The sequence below is a fragment of the Streptomyces sp. NPDC020801 genome (genome assembly GCF_044334385.1).
GTDB lineage: Bacteria > Actinomycetota > Actinomycetes > Streptomycetales > Streptomycetaceae > Streptomyces.
In genome coordinates, this window is the sequence record NZ_JBIRST010000003.1 from 511,823 (window position 1) to 529,148 (window position 17,326).

The 17,326-nt window shown below is 70.0% G+C and carries 17 protein-coding genes and 1 riboswitch; of the genes, 3 read left to right on the top strand and 14 right to left on the bottom strand.

The features are described 5' to 3' along the window. Nucleotide 1 precedes the first annotated feature (1 nt). The 5 genes from ACH4UM_RS09705 to ACH4UM_RS09725 form a co-directional block, all read right to left on the bottom strand. Complete coding sequence (locus ACH4UM_RS09705) at nucleotides 2–1,192, bottom strand: hypothetical protein (RefSeq protein WP_398175863.1); 1,191 nt, start codon at nucleotides 1,190–1,192, stop codon at nucleotides 2–4. Nucleotides 1,193–1,224: 32 nt separating this feature from the next. Beyond that, the gene (locus tag ACH4UM_RS09710) at nucleotides 1,225–2,283 is read right to left on the bottom strand and encodes an NlpC/P60 family protein (RefSeq protein ID WP_398175865.1); all 1,059 of its coding nucleotides are present in this window, start codon (nucleotides 2,281–2,283) and stop codon (nucleotides 1,225–1,227) included. A gap of 263 nt (nucleotides 2,284–2,546) precedes the next feature. Further along, nucleotides 2,547–3,581, bottom strand: coding sequence for an NlpC/P60 family protein (locus tag ACH4UM_RS09715; RefSeq protein ID WP_398175867.1), 1,035 nt, complete (start codon nucleotides 3,579–3,581; stop codon nucleotides 2,547–2,549). 237 nt (nucleotides 3,582–3,818) lie between these two features. Next, nucleotides 3,819–5,168, bottom strand: coding sequence for an NYN domain-containing protein (locus tag ACH4UM_RS09720; RefSeq protein ID WP_398175869.1), 1,350 nt, complete (start codon nucleotides 5,166–5,168; stop codon nucleotides 3,819–3,821). 61 nt (nucleotides 5,169–5,229) lie between these two features. Next, nucleotides 5,230–5,469 carry a hypothetical protein gene (locus ACH4UM_RS09725; protein ID WP_189702999.1) on the bottom strand — a complete coding sequence of 80 codons (240 nt, stop codon included), beginning with the start codon at nucleotides 5,467–5,469 and terminating at the stop codon, nucleotides 5,230–5,232. A gap of 156 nt (nucleotides 5,470–5,625) precedes the next feature. Here ACH4UM_RS09725 and ACH4UM_RS09730 point away from each other — a divergent pair, with 156 nt between their 5' ends. Then, complete coding sequence (locus ACH4UM_RS09730) at nucleotides 5,626–6,411, top strand: rhomboid family intramembrane serine protease (RefSeq protein WP_398175871.1); 786 nt, start codon at nucleotides 5,626–5,628, stop codon at nucleotides 6,409–6,411. Next, nucleotides 6,408–6,689, top strand: coding sequence for an Lrp/AsnC family transcriptional regulator (locus ACH4UM_RS09735; protein ID WP_190175723.1), 282 nt, complete (start codon nucleotides 6,408–6,410; stop codon nucleotides 6,687–6,689). The genes ACH4UM_RS09730 and ACH4UM_RS09735 overlap by 4 nt, the downstream gene beginning before the upstream one ends. Before the next feature lie 35 nt (nucleotides 6,690–6,724). Here ACH4UM_RS09735 and ACH4UM_RS09740 read toward each other — a convergent pair whose 3' ends face one another. The 6 genes from ACH4UM_RS09740 to ACH4UM_RS09765 form a co-directional block, all read right to left on the bottom strand. Continuing rightward, entirely contained in the window at nucleotides 6,725–8,086 is a 1,362-nt protein-coding gene (locus tag ACH4UM_RS09740; protein WP_398175873.1) for an aminotransferase class V-fold PLP-dependent enzyme, read from the bottom strand. Between the two features lie 195 nt (nucleotides 8,087–8,281). Next, nucleotides 8,282–8,398, bottom strand: a riboswitch (SAM riboswitch). 95 nt (nucleotides 8,399–8,493) lie between these two features. Next, a complete protein-coding gene (trpD, locus tag ACH4UM_RS09745; RefSeq protein ID WP_398175875.1) occupies nucleotides 8,494–9,558 on the bottom strand; it encodes an anthranilate phosphoribosyltransferase in 1,065 nt (354 codons plus the stop codon). Nucleotides 9,559–9,749: 191 nt separating this feature from the next. Continuing rightward, nucleotides 9,750–11,411, bottom strand: coding sequence for a cytochrome bc complex cytochrome b subunit (locus tag ACH4UM_RS09750; RefSeq protein WP_398175877.1), 1,662 nt, complete (start codon nucleotides 11,409–11,411; stop codon nucleotides 9,750–9,752). Beyond that, the gene (locus ACH4UM_RS09755; RefSeq protein ID WP_398175879.1) at nucleotides 11,408–12,475 is read right to left on the bottom strand and encodes a Rieske 2Fe-2S domain-containing protein; all 1,068 of its coding nucleotides are present in this window, start codon (nucleotides 12,473–12,475) and stop codon (nucleotides 11,408–11,410) included. Before ACH4UM_RS09755 ends, ACH4UM_RS09750 begins: the two co-directional genes overlap by 4 nt. Further along, nucleotides 12,472–13,281 (bottom strand): c-type cytochrome, encoded by an 810-nt coding sequence (locus ACH4UM_RS09760; RefSeq protein WP_398175881.1) that lies wholly within the window; start codon nucleotides 13,279–13,281, stop codon nucleotides 12,472–12,474. Before ACH4UM_RS09760 ends, ACH4UM_RS09755 begins: the two co-directional genes overlap by 4 nt. Before the next feature lie 62 nt (nucleotides 13,282–13,343). Further along, on the bottom strand, nucleotides 13,344–13,964 hold the full coding sequence (locus ACH4UM_RS09765) for a heme-copper oxidase subunit III (protein ID WP_398175883.1): 621 nt from the start codon (nucleotides 13,962–13,964) through the stop codon (nucleotides 13,344–13,346). 191 nt (nucleotides 13,965–14,155) lie between these two features. Here ACH4UM_RS09765 and ACH4UM_RS09770 point away from each other — a divergent pair, with 191 nt between their 5' ends. Beyond that, entirely contained in the window at nucleotides 14,156–14,557 is a 402-nt protein-coding gene (locus tag ACH4UM_RS09770; RefSeq protein WP_398175885.1) for a hypothetical protein, read from the top strand. A 115-nt stretch (nucleotides 14,558–14,672) separates the two neighbouring features. Here the strand turns inward: ACH4UM_RS09770 and ACH4UM_RS09775 are convergent, their stop codons facing one another. The 3 genes from ACH4UM_RS09775 to ACH4UM_RS09785 form a co-directional block, all read right to left on the bottom strand. Beyond that, nucleotides 14,673–16,031 (bottom strand): Ig-like domain-containing protein, encoded by a 1,359-nt coding sequence (locus ACH4UM_RS09775; protein ID WP_398175887.1) that lies wholly within the window; start codon nucleotides 16,029–16,031, stop codon nucleotides 14,673–14,675. Nucleotides 16,032–16,158: 127 nt separating this feature from the next. Then, a complete protein-coding gene (locus tag ACH4UM_RS09780) occupies nucleotides 16,159–16,557 on the bottom strand; it encodes a cytochrome c oxidase subunit 4 (RefSeq protein ID WP_398175889.1) in 399 nt (132 codons plus the stop codon). Further along, the coding region (locus tag ACH4UM_RS09785; RefSeq protein ID WP_398175891.1) for a cbb3-type cytochrome c oxidase subunit I at nucleotides 16,554–17,326 on the bottom strand (773 nt) is incomplete at its 5' end. The genes ACH4UM_RS09785 and ACH4UM_RS09780, both read right to left, overlap by 4 nt.

Below are 17,326 nucleotides of genomic sequence, written 5' to 3' on the forward strand. Positions count from 1 at the left end.
GTCACCCCAGCTGTGCCCGCAGATACTCCCGCCACCGCTCGGTGAACTGCTCCAGCGTCGTCCCGAGCACCTTGTGCAGCGCGTCCTCGACCGCCCCGGCCCGGCTGCCGTGGGCACCGACGGCCCGGTAGAAGTCGTCCAGCCGCCTCTCGCCCCAGTGGGCGGCGATCATGCGGCAGGCCATCCAGCCGCTCTCATAGGACTGGGCCAGCCGGGTCGCGTCGCCGGCGAAGCCGAATTCCCCGTCGGCGGGCAGCGCGGCCGGCACGTGCCCGTCGGACACGGCCCGCTGGAGCTCGGGCGCGACCTCGTCCGGGGTGCGTCCGGTGCCGCGGTAGCCGGCCCAGTCGGCGTACCCCTCGGAGAGCCACAAAGGGGTGGCCCGGCCGGTGTGGGCGCGGGTGGCGACGTGGGTCGCCTCGTGGGTGAGCACGACCTGTCTGCCGAGTGGGCCGAGCATGCCGTACGCGTCGGGGTTGACGATGATCCGGTCCGCGGGGGCCCGGCCCGTGCCTCCCGCCTCGCCGGTGGTGACAGCGGCGATGCCGCGGTAGCCGGAGGCCGGTGAGCCCAGCAGTCCGGCCATGCCCTCCAGTGACTTCGGGACCAGTACGACGACGTGCCGGCTCCAGTCCGTACCCCACGCGTCCGACACCGCCGGCACCGCGTTGTCCGCCAGGCCGGCGTAGCCGTGCAGCGCCCCACCGCTCTGTCCCACACCGAGGACGATGCTGCGCCGCCCCCGGACCACCGACACCGCGCCCTGGTCCCACAGCTGCTGGGCGGACTTCTTCTCGGGCCGGTCGGAGTCGACGTGCCACGTCCCGTCCGCCCCGGTGGACAGGGTCAGGGTGCGGCCGGTGGTGACGGGCGCCGTGTCGTAGCCGGTCACCCGGTAGCGCAGCTCGGCCTCGGCGGTGGCGGTGTGGCCGGTGCGGTGCAGCGCGGTCAGGCGGTAGGACAAGTCCGCGAAGGGCACGTCTTCGAGGTTCGCGTACGGCGCACGGGTGCCGGTCGCGGCGTACGCCGCCGGGTCGTGGTGGAGGACCGCCGCCGCCCGCCGGTCGAGCACCCGCTGCACCTGGTGCCCGGCGGTGTCGGTCGCGGACTGCCCGCCGCATGCCACCAGGGACGACAGCAGCAGGCACACCGCCCCTACCGAGGATCCCGACACCCGCCTTCGACCAGCCACTTCCCGATCGTACGGCGGCTTCGCGGCGGCCGTCAGACCCTGGTGACCGACGAGATGGGCATCATGTTCACGGGGTCGTAGCGCACGGCCGCGCCCGGATAGGGGGCGTGGATCACCCGGCCGTGGCCCGCGTACATCGCGACATGGCCGGCGTCGGACCGGTAGACGACCAGGTCGCCCGGCCGGGCCTGGGACAGCGGGATGCGCCGGCCGGCGTACCGCTGCTCCTGCGAGGTGCGCGGCAGATGCACCCCGGCCTGGGCGTACGACCACTGCATCAGACCCGAACAGTCGAACCCCGAGGGGCCGCTGGCGCCCCAGACATAGGGGCGGCCGAGGGCGGAGCGGGCGGCGGCCAGCGCGGCGGCCGCACGGCCGGAGGCGGCCGGGCCGTCGTCGGCGCCGGACATGCCGGACAGTCCCGACAGCCCGGCCATGAAGCCGTCGCGGCCGGAGCGTGAGGTCCGGTCGTAGGCGTCACGTTCCGCCGGGGAGAGGGAGTTGAGCAGCTGCCGGGCCCGGGCGAGCTTCTGCTCGACGGTCCGTTTGTGGGTGACGACGGCCTCGCGGCTCTTGTCCAGTTCGGCGAGGGCCCGGGCGGCCTCGGCGCGCTCCTGGGCGAGTTCGCGCAGGGCCTTCTGCAGGTCCCGGAGTTCGCCGGCCTGCTGCGCGCCGATCCGGTCGAGCGCGGCCGCCTTGTCGAGGTAGTCGGCCGGGTCCCGGGCGAAGAGCAGCGCCAGGGACGGGTCGAGGCCGCCGGAGCGGTACTGGGCACCGGCCAGGGAACCGAGCGTCTCCCTGAGGGCGTTGACGTGCTGCTGCCGGCGCGCGATGCGGTCCTGGCAGTCACGCACCTGGCGGCGCAGCACACCGGCGCGCTCGTCGGCCTTGTCGTAGGCCTCGGTCGCCTTCTCGGCCTCCTGGTAGAGGCGGTTCACCTCGGCCCGGGCGTCGCCGTGCGGTGCGGCGACTGCGGAGGTGGAGGTGGCCGGTACGGCGGCGAGGGCGGCGGCCGCGGCGGACAGGACGCAGAACGCGGCGCCGGCGCCCCGGTCGAAGCCGGACGGTGCAAGACGGCGATGGAACCCCACGGGAAGCCGAACTCCCTCCACTGGCTGACATGGCTCTTCCCCCGGTGCCGGGGCGCAGTGCGCCCCGGCTGCGGGGGGAAACGCGCCAGACAGTAACCGCGCGGACACGCAGCGGCCAAAGACGCGGGCCGGCACAGAACGCGGCCGCCCCGCCTCTGACACAGGTCAGGGGCGGGGCGTGGGGTCAGCGTGGGCCGACGTGATTCGCTCGTTCGGGCGGCACGGCGCCTTGATCCGGGAGGTTCCCGAAGCGGGGTCCGGCGTCAGACGCGGACGCCGAACTGGAAGGGCATGTCGGCCATCGTCTCGTAACGCACGACGGCTCCGGTGTGCGGGGCGTGCAGCACCTGGCCGTTGCCCGCGTAGAGGCCGACGTGGTGCAGGTCGCCGTAGAAGAAGACCAGGTCGCCGACCTGGAGCTGGCTCTGCGAGTAGATCCGGGTGCCGATGTTCGCCTGCGCCTCGGAGGTGCGCGGGATGGAGACGCCGGCCTGTGCGTAGGACCAGGAGGTCAGGCCCGAGCAGTCGAAGGAGGAGGGGCCGGAGGCGCCGTAGACGTAGGGCGTGCCGATCTTGCTCTGGGCGGCGGAGAAGGCGGCGCCGGCGCGGCCGGAGGCGGGGGGCGTGTTGCCGTCCAGCGCGCTGCGCTGGCTGGCGCGGCTGGCCCTGCTCTGCTCTGCGGCGAGCTGGGCCTTCTCCTGAGCCGTGAGGGAGTTGAGGAGCTTTTGCGCCTCGGCGAGCTTGCCCTGGACTTCCTTCTTCTTCTTGCCCAGCTCGGTACGGGTGGCGGCGAGGTCCTTGAGCTTCTCGGTGGCCTCGGCGCGCTCCTGGGCCAGTTCGCGCTGTTTGTCCTGGATCTTCTTCAGCGCGTCCACCTGCTGGCCGCTCAACTGGTCGAGCGTGGAGGCCTTGTCGAGGTAGTCGTCCGGGTTGGAGGAGAGGAAGAGCTGGAGCGAGGGGTCTATCCCACCCGAGCGGTACTGGCCGGCGGCCATCGAACCGAGGCTGTCGCGCAGCTTGTTGAGCTCCTGCTGGCCGCGGGCGACGTTGTCCTGGATGGTGGAGATCTCCTTCTGGAGCTTCTCCTGCTTCTCCTTGGCCCCGTTGTACTTCTCGGTGGCCTGCTCCGCCTGCTCGTACAGGGCGTCGACCTTGGACTTGACCTCGTCCTTGCTCGGCTTCGCACTGGGCGCGGCGTTGGCGGCCTGAGCGCTGAGGGCTACGGCAGCAGCGGCCGCGGTGGTGAGCACGGTCACGCGAGTGCGGCTCGGCTGCTTGGGTCGACGGTGGGACGCCACGGAAGCGAGCTCCTTCTTCTGAGTGATCACCCGCTCGGAGGTTCGACGCCAGACCCTAGTGACCTCATCGTGATGAATTCAAATCCCACAGCAAAAAATCCCGCCACGCAAGCCATTCTTTGCACTCAACTCACAAGAGGTGAGACCCGGTTGACGCTGAGTGGCGTGACAGGTCCGTCAATTCAGGCATTAAGCCGCTACGTTGGGAATGAGGCGTAGATTGCGTTATGACCGGTTTCAGCCGCGCGAGAGGCGCTTCAGCAGCACCACCGACGCCACCGGCCGCGCGCCCGCCTTCGCGACCCCGTCGGCCACCTCGCGGTCGGTGGAGGCGACGATGACCGGCCGGCCGGGCGGCTCGGCGCGCACCAGCTGACGGATCAGCTCATCGGCGGTGACACCCGGCTTGGAGAACAGCACCCGCACCCCGCGCGGCGGTGCGAGCAGCACCGGCGCGGCCAGTTCGGCACCGTCGAAGACACAGGTGACCTCGGCGCCGGTCTGCGCGGCGAGCTGCGAGAGCTGCCCGAGCAGCCGCAGCCGCTGCTTCTCCAGCGGCATCTGGGGATAGCCGGTCTTGGTGACGTTGTAGCCGTCGACGACCAGATGGGCCTGCGGCAGCGCGAGCAGCTGGTCGAGGATGGCCGGGTCGTGCTCGGACAGCGCACGGGCGGCGATGTCCTTGGGCGTCATCCGCCCCGGCTCGACCGCGTCCACGGTCTCGGCCGGCCGCACCGACACCGGCGGCAGGGCCAGCTCGCGGCGCAGCCCCTGGGCCGCATCCAGGACGGTGTCCAGCAGCAGCCGCACCCTCATGTCCTCCACGCTGCGCCCCTCGCGGGCCGCTCTGCGGGTCGCCTCCAGGGCGGACTCCGACTCGCCCAGGCGCGCCTTGAGCCGCCGCGCCTCGCTCTCGGCGGCCGACACCTGGGCCTGCCCCTCGGCGCGCACCGCCTCGATCTCGCCCTGCGTCTTGCGCAACGCGGCCTCGCCCCGCTTGACGTCGCTGAGCGCGGCGCGCAGCTTGCGGTGCAGTGACTCGGCTTCCTTCTTGGCCGCGTCCAGCTCGGCACGCAGCCGTTCGGTCTCGGTGCGGGTCTGTTCGCGGGCCGCCGCGACCTCGGCGCGCAGCCGGTCGAGCTCGGCCCGGCTCTCCTCGTCGACGCGCTCGGCGTCCGCCCGCTGGGCCTCCTCGCCGGCGGCCGTCACCTGCTTCACCCAGCCCGCGGGCCGCAGTACATAGGCCGCGGCCGCCACGTCGAGCGGGTCCGCGGCCGGGGGCGGCGAGCCGGAGTCCAGGGCGCCGGACAGCTCCGGCTGGGCCTCTCTGAACTTCTCGGCGATGCGCTGCCGGAACAGCGTGTCCGTCTCCAGCGCCGCCGCCATCGCGTTGCCCGCGAACTTCGCCCGGCGGTTGGGCGCGAACCGGGCGTACTGCCGCAGCTGCGCGGGCAGCTCGCCGACGGTCAGCCGGCCGAACGCATCGGACACGATCTGCACGACCCGGCGGCGCACCCCGTCGGGCAGCGGACGGTCGAGCACCTCAGCGGCGCCGTCGGCCGGCTCCCCGCCTTGTGTCTCCACCATCCGTCACCCCATTGCCTTGCGGGATCCCCCGGCGGGGGATCCCTGTGCGGGCCCGCTCCGCTCAGGAGCCGGCGCCCGGCCTGTCCACGAGTTCCACCTGGTCCACGGCGTTGCACCAGCGGCAGCGCACCGACTCGATGGTCTCACTGACCACCTCGCGCTCCTCGACCTTCGGCTCTCCGGCGAGGTCGAGATGGACGTACTCGACGACCTTCGACGAGCGCGTCACGTCGAAGCGGGTGAGGTTGCCGCAGAGGGCGCAGCGCCACCGCGTCGTGGCGGTCGGCAGGGGAACCGTCATCGTGGCTGTTCGCTTTCCTTCTAGTCTCCGTGACGCGCCAGCTTCCCTGGGCGTATGGCTCGTAACCCTACGGCCTGGCGGCGACTCACCGCCCGAGTGTCCGCGGCGGCGAGGCGGTCTGTGCTGGTGCGTCCCGTTACGCCATGCTCTGTTCACATGATCGGCGACAGGAACGCGGTGGCCCTCCGGACAGCCAGGGCGCTCAGGGCGGTACGGGCGGTGCGGGCCGTACCGGCGCCGGTGACGTCCGCCCTGATCGTCCTGTGCTGCCTGATCTTCGTGGTGGGCCCGGCGGCGGGCCTCGATCCGGCCTACGGCACCGGTGAGCGGCTGCTGCTCGCCCAGCGGGCCTATTTCCGGCGCTGGGGCGTGATCCCCGCCGAACTGTTCACCGGAGCCCCACGGGCCGCCCTCACCCCCGCGACGGCCCTCTTCGTGCACGGCAGCTGGGTGCATCTGCTGGGCAACATGCTCTTCCTCTACGTCTTCGGGGCGATGACCGAGGAACGCATGGGCCGCCTGCAGTTCACGCTGTTCTACGTAGGCTGCGGCTACCTCGCCCTGCTGGGCTACGCGGCCGCCCACGCCGCCTCCGGGCAGACCCTGGTGGGGGCCTCGGGAGCGATCTCGGCGGTCCTCGGCGCATTCCTGTACCTGTTCCCCCGGGCGCGGGTGACCAGTCTCTTTCCCTTCCTGTTCTTTCTGCCGCTGCGCTTTCCCGCCTGGGTGGTCCTGCCCTTCTGGGCGGCCCTGCAGTGGCTGGCGGCCGGCCGCTCCACCCAGGGACCGGGCGTGGCCTACCTGGCCCACGTGGTGGGCTTCGGGCTGGGCTTCGCCTATGCGTGGGTACGGTTCGGCGGCACGGCGGGCCTGCCCGGTGGATCAGGCCCTAGAGTGAAGGTCACCCCTGCTCCGGCCTCCGAGGGAGAGAACCAGCCGTGATCACCGCGATCGTCCTCATCAAGACCAGCGTGGACCGGATCCCCGAGATCGCCGAGCAGATCGCCTCGCTGGACAGTGTCAGCGAGGTCTTCTCCGTGACCGGTACCTACGACCTGATCGCCATGGTCCGGGTGCGGCAGCACGAGGACCTCGCGGAGGTCATCCCCGGGCGGATCAGCAAGATCCCGGGCGTGCTGGGCACGGACACCCACGTGGCGTTCCGGACGTACTCGCAGCACGACCTGGAGGCGGCGTTCGCGATCGGGCTGGACTCCTGACCGCCTGAACACCGCCTCCCACAGGTTCCCCGAGGTCACACGGCCGGGACGCAGCGGCCGTCCTCCGTGCGGTACCGCCACTTCGCGCCGTCCCGCACCAGTGCCCTCACCGCCGTCACGAAGCGCTCGACGTGCTCGTCGGGGGTGCCGGCGCCGAAGCTGACGCGGATGGCGTTGAGCGACTTCTCGCCGGGCGCGGCCTCGGGAGCACCGCACTCGCCCTGCGCCTGCGGGTCGCTGCCCAGCAGGGTGCGCACCAGCGGGTGGGCGCAGAACAGGCCGTCGCGGACGCCGATGCCGTACTCGGCGGAGAGCGCGGCGGCGAAGTGGGAGCTGTTCCAGCCCTCGACCACGAAGGAGATCACGCCGACCCGCGGGGCGTCGTCGCCGAACAGGGAGAGGACCTTCACCTCGGGCACCTCTGCGAGGCCCTCCCGCACCCTGGCGATCAGGTACTGCTCGCGCGCGACGAGGGTGTCGAAACCGGCCTCCGTCAGGGCCTTGCAGGCGGCGGCGATGGAGTAGGCGCCGATCACGTTCGGGGAGCCGGCCTCGTGGCGGGCCGCGCTCTCGTGCCACTCCACGTCCACGCCCCCGTCGGTGCGCCGGGTGACCTTCCGGCTCGCGCCGCCACCCGCGAGGTACGGCTCGGCCGCGCGCAACCAGTCGGCCCGGCCGGCCAGCACGCCGGAGCCGAAGGGGGCGTAGAGCTTGTGCCCGGAGAAGGCGACCCAGTCGACGTCGAGGTCACGGACGCTCACCGGGTGGTGCGGGGCCAGCTGGGCCGCGTCCAGGACGATGCGGGCGCCGTGGGCGTGGGCGGCGGCGGCAAGTTCGCGTACCGGCCACAGCTCGCCGGTGACGTTGGAGGCTCCGGTGACGCAGACCAGGGCCGGGCCGTGGGGGTCGCGGCCGGCGAGGGCCCGCTCCAGGGTCGCGACGGCCTGCTCCGGGGCGCGCGGGGCGTCGAGGTAGGTGACCTTCGCGTCCTGCCACGGCAGCAGCGAGGCGTGGTGCTCGGTCTCGAAGACGAAGACCTCACAGCCGGCCGGGAGCGCACGGGCCAGGAGGTTGAGGGAGTCGGTGGTGGACCGGGTGAAGACCACATGGTCCTCCGCACGGCAGCCGAGGAACTCCCCGACCGTCCTGCGAGCGTTCTCGAACAGGTCGGTGGAGAGCTGGGAGAGGTAGCCGGCGCCGCGGTGGACGCTGCCGTAGTACGGCGCGTACGCCGCCACGTCGTCCCAGACGCGCTGGAGGGCGGGGGCGCTGGCGGCGTAGTCGAGCGCGGCATAGGTGACCTCGCCGCCGGTGACGAGCGGGACGGCGACATCCCGCCCCAGAACGGGCAGCGGGGCACAAACGGACTGGCCGGCGGCAACGGTGGAGACGGACATGGTGAACTCCCGTGAAAGCAGGCGTCGTTCCACGCGAGCAGGCACGGCTCCAGCGTGGAGAGAGGTGAAGAGGGGGATGCGGAGGCGGGGCTCTGCGGCCCCTGGGGGCTGTCGCCCCTAGCGCATTCGCTTGCTCACAGAAGGCTCCTCGACGACCAGGACCCCGGCCTTCGCATAATGCAAAAGCGTGCGAGGGGTCCGCGCTTGCCGTAGACCTCGCTGCCTACGACCTGGTCCTCACCCGGGGCACCCCGCCACGGACGGAGGGTTGCCGGACAGCCGGCCGGGGCCGAATGGCTGTCACTCATGACCTGGTTCAGTATCCTGCCACACGATCTTCGGCGCGCAAGGCGCAGTCCGGCATCCGGACTGCGCCCTGCGTCACACCGTCGGGGCCCGTGCGGGCCTCAGGCGTTGCTTGCGGCCACCCAGCGGTCCAGGGTGCGCCTGGCCGCCCCCGAGTCGATCGATTCCGCCGCCCTCGCCATCTGGGCCCGGATCTGCCCGGCAAGCGTCCCGGAGCCCGGCTCCAGGGCCACCAGGGCCGCCGCCGAGTTCAGCAGCACGGCGTCCCGCACCGGGCCCTTCTCGCCGTCCAGCAGCCGCCGCGCCACCTCCGCGTTGTAGGACGCGTCGGCGCCCCGCAGGGCCTCCACGGGCACCAGCTCGATGCCGACGTCCCGCGGGTCGAAGCTCTCCTCGGTGACCTTGCCGTCCCGGACGATCCACACCCGTGAGGTGGCGGTCGTGGTCAGCTCGTCGAGGCCGTCGTCGCCACGGAAGACCAGGGAGGAGTTGCCGCGTTCGGCGAAGACGCCGGCCACGATGGGCGCCATGCGCGGGTCCGCGACACCGACCGCCTGGGCCCTCACCCGGGCCGGGTTGGTGAGCGGGCCGAGCACGTTGAACGTGGTGCGGATGCCCAGCTGGCCGCGGGCGGCGGCGACATGCCGCAGCGCCGGGTGGAACTTCACCGCGAAGCAGAAGGTGATCCCGGCCTCCTCTGCCACCTGGGCCACCCGCTCCACCGGCAGGTTCAGGTTGACGCCGAGCTTCTCCAGCACGTCCGACGCGCCCGACGCCGACGAGGCGGCCCGGTTGCCGTGCTTGACGACCTTCGCGCCGGTGCCGGCGACGACGATCGAGGACATGGTCGAGATGTTCACCGTCTTCGCGCCGTCCCCGCCCGTGCCGACGATGTCGACGCTCGGGCCCGGGACCTCGATGACGTTCGCGTGTTCGTACATCGCCCGGACCAGGCCGGTGATCTCCTCGACCGTCTCGCCCTTGGCCCGCAGCGCCACCACGAACCCGGCGATCTGGGCGTCCGTCGCCTCGCCGCGCATGATGCGGTCCATCGCCCACGCGGTGTCGTCCGCGCTCTGGTCGTGGCCCTCCAGCAGGCCGTTCAGCACCTGGGGCCAGGAACGGCCCGCCGCGGTGTCGCCTCCAGCGGGGGTCACAGCGCTCATAAGCCGCTCCTGGGTAGGTGTCCCGGACTGCGGGACGCGTATCTCGAACAGGTCCAGCCTATCCAGCCCGGGGCACTGCGAAGGGCCCCGTCCTCCCCCAGGCTCTCGACGAGCAAGGGGTACCCATCCGGACGGGGCCCTTCGACCGTGGCGTGGCGACGCTCAGCGGTGAGTGATCAAGCGGTCATTGATCAGTGGTGGCCGTGGCCGCTCGTGATCTCCCTGTACTCCTCGACGGTCGGCTTCGGGATCTGGTTGTCCTCGCCGTAGTACGCGTTGCTGAGCTTGGCGCGCAGCCGCTGGGAGCCCTTCACCTTGCGCTCGACGCCGTTCTCGTCGACCGTCGGGCCGATCTCGGCCGGCGCGTACTGCTCGTGCGCCGTGAGGGTGTAGAGCTGCTCCTGGCTGAGCGGCTCGTGGACCTCGATGAACTCACCGTGCGGCAGGCGCTTGATGATGCCCGACTCGCGGCCGTGCAGCACCTTGTCCTTGTCCCGGCGCTGGAGGCCGAGGCAGATCCGCTTGGTGACCACGAACGTGATGACCGGCACGATGAAGAAGGCGACCCGGACGAACCAGGTGATCGCGTTGATCGACAGGTGGAAGTGCGTGGCCCACAGGTCGTTGCCACCACCGACGAGCAGCACGAAGTACCAGGAGATCCAGGCCGCGCCGAAGGCGGTCCGGGTCGGGGCGTTGCGCGGGCGGTCCAGGATGTGGTGCTCACGCCGGTCGCCGGTGACCCAGGCCTCGATGAACGGGTAGACCGCGATCGCCACCAGGACCAGCGGGAAGATCACCAGCGGGATGAACACACCCAGGACGAGCGTGTGGCCCCAGAAGTTGATCTCCCAGCCCGGCATCGTACGGATCAGGCCCTCGGAGAAGCCCATGTACCAGTCCGGCTGGGCGCCGGTGGACACCTGGTCCGGACGGTAGGGACCGATGGCCCAGATCGGGTTGATCTGCGCGATCGCAGCGATGGCCGCGATGACACCGAAGACCAGGAAGAAGAAGCCTCCGGCCTTGGCCATGTAGACCGGCAGCAGCGGCATGCCGACCACGTTGTTGTTGGTCTTTCCGGGACCCGCGAACTGCGTGTGCTTGTGGTAGAAGACCAGGATCAGGTGCGCCACCAGCAGACCGAGCATGATGCCCGGCAGCAGCAGGATGTGGATCGAGTAGAACCGGGCCACGAAGTCGTGGCCGGGGAACTGACCGCCGAAGAGGAAGAACGACAGGTACGTGCCGACGATCGGCACGGACAGGATCGCGCCCTCCATGAAGCGGACACCGGTGCCGGAGAGCAGGTCGTCCGGGAGCGAGTAGCCGGTGAAGCCGGTGAACATGCCCAGGACGAACAGCAGGAAGCCGAACAGCCAGTTGACCTCACGCGGCTTGCGGAACGCGCCCGTGAAGAACACGCGCATCATGTGCACGAACATGCCGGCCAGGAAGATCAGCGCGGCCCAGTGGTGGATCTGCCGGATCAGCAGACCACCGCGCACGTCGAAGGAGATGTGCAGGGTCGAGTTGAACGCCTCGCTCATCAGCTGTCCCTGCAGCGGGACGTAGCTGCCGTGGTACTCCACCTCGTTCATCGACGGGTGGAAGAACAGCGTCAGGTACACACCCGTGAGGATGATGATGATGAAGCTGTAGAGGCAGACCTCACCCAACATGAACGACCAGTGGTCGGGGAAGATCTTGCGCATGTTCGACTTGGCCAGGGAGTAGATCCCGAGCCGGCCGTCGGCCCAGTCGGCGAGGCGCTCGCCGGCCGGGGCCTGCCCGCGCGAGCGGCCCGCCGCGTTGCCGCCGGACGGATTGGTGTTGCTCGCTGAAGTACTCATCCGCGCTCCCAGAATGCAGGACCGACGGGCTCCTCGAAGTCGCCGAGCGCCTGGAGGTAACCCTCGCTGTCCACGCCGATGCGCAGCTGCGGCAGGGCGTGACCGGCGGGGCCGAAGATCACTCGGGCACCGTCGGAGAGGTCGAAGGTGGACTGGTGGCACGGGCACAGCACGTGGTGCGTCTGCTGCTCGTACAGGGAGATCGGGCAGCCCACGTGGGTGCAGATCTTCGAGTAGGCGACGATGCCCTGGTGCGACCAGTCGAGCTCGCGCTTGTCCTTGATGTTCTCCGGCTGGAGCCGGACGATCATCAGGGCCGCCTTGGCGATCTCGTCCTGGAAGTCCTCGCCGGTCTCCTCCAGGCCGTCGGGCTTGGCGAAGGTGAGCGAACCGACGGCGACGTCCTCGGGACGCAGCGGCAGGTTCGTGTTCATGTTGACGAGGCGCTTGCCCTTGGCCCACAGCGTGTGGCGCAGGCTGGTGCCGGGCAGCGGACCGAGGTCGCGCAGCAGCACGAGGCCGGAGAGCGGCACCAGCGTGAGCGCGCCGAACATCGTGTTGCGGATCAGCTTGCGACGGCCGATCACCGACTCCCTGGCGCCCTGCTTGAAGTCCGCGTGGACCTTCGCGCGAACCTCGGGGGACGCCTCGATCGGGTGGCGCTCGTCGGCGACCTCCGCGTCGGACATCAGGGTGCGGGCCCAGTGGACCGCGCCCGCGCCGATGGCGAACAGCGCCACGCCGAGGGTCAGGCCCAGGGCGAAGTTCAGCGCGTTGATGTGCCCGACCGGGAAGACGAAGATCGACTTGTCGTGCGGGATCGCCACGTACGAGGCGATGAAGCCGATGGTGGCCAGCATCGACACCATGAACAGCAGGGCGACGGTGCGCTCGGACCGCTTGGCGGCCCGCTCGTCGACGTCCTGGATCCGGTGCTCGTGCGGCGGCAGGCCCGGGTCGGCGAACGGGTGCTTCTCGTCCGCCACGGAGACTGCTCCGTGCCCGTGCTCGACGGCGGCCTGCTCAGCGGGCAGGTTCTCTTCTGGAATGTCTTGGCTACTCATGACTTCTTGGCCTTTGCGGTCCGAGCGGCGACCCAGACGGCGACCGCGATCAGGGCACCCAGTCCGAAGATCCACGCGAACAGACCCTCGCTGACCGGTCCGAGACCGCCCAGGTCCAGACCGCCGGGGTTCTCCGTCTCATCGCCGTTGACCGCGTTCAGGTAAGCGATGATGTCCTTCTTGTTCTTCTCCGTCATCGTGGTGTCGGGGAAGGAGGGCATGTTCTGCGGGCCGGTCTGCATGGCCTCGTAGATGTGCTTCGGGCTCACACCGTTCAGGGGCGGGGCGAACTTGCCGTGCGTCAGCGCGCCACCCTGGCCGGTGAAGTTGTGGCACTGGGCGCAGTTGGTGCGGAACAGCTCGCCGCCCTTGGCGACGTCCGCGCCCTCGGGGCTGTACTGGTTCTTCGTGGGGATGGCCGGGCCGGCCCCCAGGGAGGCGACGTACGCGGCGAGCTGGTCGATCTCGGCCTGGTTGTAGATGACCTTCTTGCGCGGGACCTGCGCGCCCGGCTGCTGGGCCGGCATACGGCCGGTACCGACCTGGAAGTCGACCGCCGCGGCGCCCACGCCCACCAGACTCGGACCGTCAGTGGTGCCCTGACCCCCGGTGCCGTGGCAGCTGGCGCAGCCGACCTCGTAGAGCTTCTTGCCCTCCTCGATGGTGAGGGACTGGGCGGTGTCGTCGGCCTTCGCCCTGCTCGCGGGCGCGAACGCGGTGTACAGCCCCCCAGTGGCCGCCAGCGCGAGGAGTAGGACGACGACCGCCGCCAGCGGATGGCGTCGTCGTGCGGAGAGCTTTTTCACGGATTACCCCGGTGTCAGGATCTTCTGCGTCGATGCTTTACGGACTTGGATCGGGTTCTCGGCTACTTGATCAGGTAGATCGTGGCGAAGAGACCGATCCAGACGACATCGACGAAGTGCCAGTAGTAGGACACGACGATGGCCGCGGTCGCCTGCTCGTGGGTGAACCTCCGGGCCGCGTAGGTACGGCCGAGGACCAGCAGGAAGGCGATGAGACCGCCCGTCACGTGCAGGCCGTGGAAGCCGGTGGTCAGGTAGAACACCGAGCCGTACGGGTCGGAGGACAGGGAGATCCCGTCCTCCTTCACCAGGCTCGTGTACTCGTAGATCTGACCGCCGATGAAGATCGCACCCATGACGAAGGTGACGATGAACCAGCCCCGGAGCTTCTTCACGTCACCGCGCTCGGCGGCGAAGACGCCGAGCTGGCAGGTGAGCGAGGAGAGCACCAGGATCGTGGTGTTCACCGACGAGAAGGGGACGTTGAGGTGGTCCGCCATCTCCTTCCAGTGCGCCGGACCCGTCACCGATCGCAGGGTGAAGTACATCGCGAAGAGGGCCGCGAAGAACATCAGCTCGGAACTCAGCCAGATGATGGTTCCGACGCTGGTGAGGTTCGGCCGGTTGACCGACGGGTGCGCGTGCCCGGTTTCTACTGTCGTTGCTGTCGCCACGACCGACATTATGTCGGTCGCTTATCCCGCCCTCACCCCGGGGGGTGCCGTTCGGAGTGTCTATGGGGTGTGTCCAGCCCGTATGGCCCATCGAAGGGCTGTTCCAACCGCTGTTGACCAGGAGTTGAAGGGAGTAGCATCCGCGCCATCGGTACCCGGAAGTTCCCGACGAAGTTCCCGACCAACGACGCGGAGGAACAATGCAGGCGACCGCCACGGTGCTGGTCTACAGCGATGACGCAGGCACCCGGGAGCAGGTGCGGTTGGCCACCGGCCGGAGGCCGGCTCCGGACGCCCCGCTGGTGGAGTTCGTGGAGTGCGCCACCCCTGCCGCGGTGCTGCGGGAGCTGGACAGGGGCGGGATCGACGTCTGCGTCCTGGACGGCGAGGCCGTGCCCATGGGCGGCATGGGGATGTGCCGGCAGATCAAGGACGAGATCTTCAACTGCCCGCCGGTGCTGCTGCTGATCGGGCGGCCGCAGGACGCGTGGCTGGCGACGTGGAGCCGGGCGGACGCGGCGGTGACCCTGCCGGTGGACCCGGTGGAGTTCGCCGCGGCGCTGGCCGCCCTGCTGCGGAAAAGATCCGCGGTGAGCGCCTGACGGTTCCCGACGGCCCGTGGTCCCGCGGCCGCGGGCCGTCCGTGGCCGGGCGTGCCCGCGCGGCGGTGCCGCGTATCGGCACGGACCCGTGCCCCTTCTTGCCCTCACGCGCCTTTCACAGGCTCTGGGGGCGCAGTCCGGCCTCGTCCGCCCGGGGGGTGGTGTCCGGGGCCGTCGAGCTCAGCGCACTGCCCAGGAGCCACTTCTGCCAGGGGAGGTTCCAGTCGCCGAAGCCGTTGGCGAAGGGCTCCATGAGCTTGCCCTTGGAGTTGACGACCTGGACGAGGTCGCCCTCGTGGATGGTCTGGAAGAACCACTCGGCGTTGGCGGTGCTCATGCCGGTGCAGCCGTGGCTGACGTTGGCGTAGCCCTGGGAGCCGACGGACCAGGGGGCCGCGTGCACGAACTCGCCGCTCCAGGTCACGCGGGTGGCGTAGTACACCGGCAGGTCGTAGGAGTCCGAGGAGCCCTCGGCGATGCCGACGGTGGAGCTCTTCATCCGTACGAAGTACTGCTTGGCCAGTACGACCTTGACCCCGTTGCGGGTGTCGAAGCCGGGCTTTCCGGTGGTGACGGGGATCTCCTTGATCTTCTCGTCGTTCTTGTACACCGTCATCTGATGTGTGGCCGCGTCCGTGACGGCGAGGATGCGGTCGCCGGTGGTGATGGTCAGCGGCTTGGCGGCGCCGCCCCACAGCCGGTCGCTGATCCTCATGTTCTCCAGGTTGCTGTGCACCTCGATGGTGGCGCCGGTCGGCCAGTAGTCCTGGGGGCGGTAGTGGAGCTGCTTGTCGTCGACCCAGTACCAGGAGCCCTTCACGGCGGGCGTGGAGTCGACCCTGAGGGCGCGCTCCACGACGGCGCGCTCGGCCCTGTCCTTGACGGGCTGGTCCAGGTTGGCCGTGATGGGTTCGCCGACGCCGTAGGTGCCCTTGTCCGGCCCGAACGTCACGTTCAGTCGCTTCTGGATCAGGGGCCGGCCGGTGTCGAACGTGAGGACCTTGCGGCCGGGTGCGCCGTCCCCGTCCTCCGTGCTCACCCGGAGCGTGTAGTGGGCGCCGGCGGCGAGCCGTGAGGTGCTGTGCCAGCGGCTGCCGTCGGCGGCGAGCTCACCGGAGACGTAGCGGCCCGTGGAGTCCACGGCGGTGACGTCCGTGATACGGCCGTCGGAGTCCTCGGCGGTGACCTCCAGGGGCTTGTCCGGGTCCGCCTTCTTCCCGGCGCCCGTGGGGCCGTTGAAGGAGATCTGGTCCGCCGCGTCGTACGGGTTGGCGGCCAGCGGGTTGCCGTCCGTGCCGCAGGCGGTGACGCCGCCCGTGCCGAGGGCGGCCACCAGCAGGGTGCAGCTGACGACGGTGCGCGTGCGCCGGCGCGCAGGTGTCGAGGAGGCGAGCGCACAGAGGCCCGAAGGATTGAGCACGGTCGCCTCCTCGACACCGGCTCCTGCGCCGCGGGAAAACACGTTGGTGCTCATGGCCTCACGCTAAGTAGCTCCGTCGGCTCCGGCGCGGTGGATCGTCCGTACGGGGGACTTCGCGGGGCAAAAGAAGGAACCCGGACCCTCCGTCGGAGAGTCCGGGCCCCGGATTGCTCGGCGTGTGTTACTGGGTGCGGCTCTCACCGCGGTAGTACTCGAAGACCCAGCCCCACAGACCGATCATGATGACGGGCGCCGCGAAGTACAGCATCCACCAGCCGACCGCGATACCCGCGAAGGCCAGCGCGCCACCGACGCCGAGGGCGAGCGGCTGCCAGCTGTGCGGGCTGAAGAAGCCCATCTCACCGGCGTCGTCCGCGACGTCGGCCTCCTTGTTGTCCTGAGCGCCCACGTCGACCCGCCGGGCCGTGAAGCCCAGGTAGAAGCCGACCATGATGCTCAGGCCGAAGGCCAGGAAGAGCGCCGTGGTACCGGCCGGCTCCTTCGACCACACGCCATAGACGACCGCCATGACGAGGAGGAAGACGCTCAGCCACATGAACATCTTGCCCTGGATCTTCACTTGCCGGCCTCCTTGTTGCCGGCGAGGGCCTTCTCACCGTGGCCGGCGTTCTCGAGCTGGTCGAGTGCGGCGATCTCGGGGTGGTGCAGGTCGAACGCCGGGGACTCGCTGCGGATCCGCGGCAGGGTGAGGAAGTTGTGCCGCGGCGGCGGGCAGGAGGTCGCCCACTCCAGCGAGCGGCCGTAGCCCCACGGGTCGTCGACGCCGACCGGCTTGCCGTACTTGGCCGTCTTCCACACGTTGTAGAAGAACGGCAGGATCGACAGGCCGAGCAGGAAGGAGAAGATCGTCGAGATGGTGTTCAGCGCTGTGAAGCCGTCGGCCGCCAGGTAGTCGGCGTACCGGCGCGGCATGCCCTCGGCGCCCAGCCAGTGCTGGATCAGGAAGGTGCCGTGGAAGCCGATGAACAGCATCCAGAAGGTCATCTTGCCAAGGCGCTCGTCGAGCATCTTGCCGGTGAACTTCGGCCACCAGAAGTGGAAGCCCGCGAACATCGCGAAGACGACGGTGCCGAAGACGACGTAGTGGAAGTGCGCCACCACGAAGTACGAGTCCGAGATGTGGAAGTCCATCGGCGGCGAGGCCAGGATGACACCGGTCAGACCACCGAACGTGAAGGTGATCAGGAAGCCCGTCGCCCACAGCATCGGGGTCTCGAAGGACAGCGAGCCCTTCCACATGGTGCCGATCCAGTTGAAGAACTTCACACCGGTGGGGACCGCGATCAGGAAGGTCATGAAGGAGAAGAACGGCAGCAGCACACCGCCGG

Bases quoted from the DNA above. Each gene is read 5' to 3' on its own strand.
- ACH4UM_RS09720 (WP_398175869.1), bottom strand. From the start codon at position 5,168: ATGGTGGAGACACAAGGCGGGGAGCCGGCCGACGGCGCCGCTGAGGTG.
- ACH4UM_RS09725 (WP_189702999.1), bottom strand. From the start codon at position 5,469: ATGACGGTTCCCCTGCCGACCGCCACGACGCGGTGGCGCTGCGCCCTC.
- ACH4UM_RS09730 (WP_398175871.1), top strand. From the start codon at position 5,626: ATGATCGGCGACAGGAACGCGGTGGCCCTCCGGACAGCCAGGGCGCTC.
- ACH4UM_RS09740 (WP_398175873.1), bottom strand. From the start codon at position 8,086: ATGTCCGTCTCCACCGTTGCCGCCGGCCAGTCCGTTTGTGCCCCGCTG.
- trpD (WP_398175875.1), bottom strand. From the start codon at position 9,558: ATGAGCGCTGTGACCCCCGCTGGAGGCGACACCGCGGCGGGCCGTTCC.
- ACH4UM_RS09750 (WP_398175877.1), bottom strand. From the start codon at position 11,411: ATGAGTACTTCAGCGAGCAACACCAATCCGTCCGGCGGCAACGCGGCG.
- ACH4UM_RS09755 (WP_398175879.1), bottom strand. From the start codon at position 12,475: ATGAGTAGCCAAGACATTCCAGAAGAGAACCTGCCCGCTGAGCAGGCC.
- ACH4UM_RS09765 (WP_398175883.1), bottom strand. From the start codon at position 13,964: ATGTCGGTCGTGGCGACAGCAACGACAGTAGAAACCGGGCACGCGCAC.
- ACH4UM_RS09770 (WP_398175885.1), top strand. From the start codon at position 14,156: ATGCAGGCGACCGCCACGGTGCTGGTCTACAGCGATGACGCAGGCACC.
- ACH4UM_RS09775 (WP_398175887.1), bottom strand. From the start codon at position 16,031: ATGAGCACCAACGTGTTTTCCCGCGGCGCAGGAGCCGGTGTCGAGGAG.